2 protein-coding genes and 1 tRNA gene are annotated in these 1886 nt (G+C 37.9%); 1 reads left to right on the forward strand and 2 read right to left on the reverse strand.

Translation table 11 applies throughout. The annotated features are described in order from the left end of the window. Positions 1-39: 39 nt before the first annotated feature. Positions 40-112: transfer RNA gene (locus AC1DPZ_RS26355), tRNA-Gly, on the reverse strand. 74 nt (positions 113-186) lie between these two features. Here AC1DPZ_RS26355 and AC1DPZ_RS26360 point away from each other — a divergent pair. Further along, positions 187-699: a gamma carbonic anhydrase family protein gene (locus tag AC1DPZ_RS26360; protein ID WP_477409093.1), complete on the forward strand. Its 513-nt coding sequence runs from the start codon at positions 187-189 to the stop codon at positions 697-699. On the opposite strand, the gene AC1DPZ_RS26365 is transcribed toward AC1DPZ_RS26360, so the two are convergent. Further along, on the reverse strand, positions 689-1886 hold a 1198-nt coding region (locus AC1DPZ_RS26365), incomplete at its 5' end, for an Ig-like domain-containing protein (RefSeq protein WP_477409095.1). The two genes, AC1DPZ_RS26360 and AC1DPZ_RS26365, sit on opposite strands and share 11 nt — an antisense overlap.

Below are 1886 nucleotides of genomic sequence, written 5' to 3' on the forward strand. Positions count from 1 at the left end.
GCTTCGTCGTACCTCCTCGCAATGACGGGTTTAGATTAGAGCGGAAAACGGGATTCGAACCCGCGGCCTTCAGTTTGGGAAACTGATGCTCTACCAGCTGAGCTATTTCCGCTTAAATTTGCTTTCAAACATAAAGAAAAAGTATAGCAATCAATAATTCAATAACTCATTAATTCAATAATTAATATGCCACTGATATTACCTGTAAAAGATAAAAGCCCTATCTGGGGAGAAGATTGTTTTATTGCCGATAATGCTACTATTGTTGGCGACGTTGTTATGGGCAAAAATTGCTCTGTATGGTTCAACGCGGTTATCCGGGGCGATGTGCATTATATTAAAATAGGGGATAACACAAATATCCAGGATGGGGCAGTGATACATGCTACTTATTTAAAAGCACCCACTAATATTGGTAATAATGTATCCATAGGGCATAACGCGCTTGTACATGGGTGTACTTTGCACGATAATACGCTGGTAGGTATGGGTGCCATTGTTATGGATAATGCCGTAGTAAATGAATTTGTGATTATAGCTGCCGGTGCTGTCGTATTAGAAAATACTGTTTGCGAAAGCGGATTTTTATATGCCGGCGTGCCAGCAAAAAAAATTAAGCCGTTAACAGACGAACAAATGGCGATGCTTAAGCAGCTTCCAAAAAACTACATCATGTACTCGGGTTGGTTTAAGGGGTAGCAGGTTCCTTGGGTACTGTAATAGGCTCCTCGGCTTCCCAGTTGGGTCTTAAGGTAATCTCCTTTTCATTAATCCAGATGTTTTCCGGTTGTTTTTTTAAATGTACATTTCCGCTGTCCCATTTGCCATTCCGGTTCTCATCATAAACAACGCGTATCATGTATTTTCCGGTAAAATAGTTTCTATAAACTATAGTTCTGCTTTTGGTGATAGGGTCGCTTTGCAGTATAGTTTTTTGTTCGTTTAGCAGCTCAACCACGTAGGCTTTTGATGTATCGGGCACAGTAACCTTAACGGTAAGGGTGCTGTAGTTTTCAGGTTTATCCGGTTGAAATTTCTTTGCCGCATATTTGTTCTTAGTGCCGTATATGTCTGTAAATGCACCATCGTTAAATATCAACTCATATTTGGCGTTTTGCCGCCATCTATAGTTAAGGGTAATGCGTTTACTATTCCCCGTATCTTTTTGTAAGGTATAATCGGACGTTGCCAATGCGATAGAATCTTCTTTAAGCGTAATCTGGCCATTGTTTATTGTTTCTATAGGCAGGTTACTCGTTATTACCAGGTCGTTGCCCGGTTTTAGCTTGTCGTTTGATATATTGTATTTGAAATTAAATATCCTGATATAAACTTCTTTTTTGCTCTTTAAAAGGTAGGTGGTATCAACCGGTTTGTTATTATCATAAACAGCTACCCTTATAGAATCGAAGTTCATATATTTTACAAATACTGATGCTGTATCTTTTGTCTTGCTAAATTCTACATATTTCTGATTGTTAATATCAGCCGGGTAAATAACTTTTAAGGATGGCTTTAACAAAGCCTTGTTAAAAACAAAAAGCATTTTTCCATCTACATCAAAACGCTTTTCGGCAAACCTGAATTTTTCTGGGAATTGTTTAAATAGGTTTAACTTGATATTCTGCGTATCTGATTTAAGGTTGATGGGTTTTTTAAGAAAAGCGATTAGTTCATTATCGTTATTAAAAATCTTATCCGGACTGGCCTCTTTCAGGGCATAGATGCGGTACTGGTTTTCGTGTAAATTATTAAGACTAAAATTACCCGAAGAATCTGTAGTTGTAAAAATGGAAGGTTTCTTTTTGCCAAACAGCGTATCCTGTTTTACCGGGAAAAGCATAACAGTGATATCTTTTTCTTTTTCCTGGGTAACGGTGTTGGTA

It is taken from the genome of Mucilaginibacter sp. P4_G9 (genome assembly GCF_056400985.1).

Bases quoted from the DNA above. Each gene is read 5' to 3' on its own strand.
- AC1DPZ_RS26360 (WP_477409093.1), top strand. From the start codon at position 187: ATGCCACTGATATTACCTGTAAAAGATAAAAGCCCTATCTGGGGAGAA.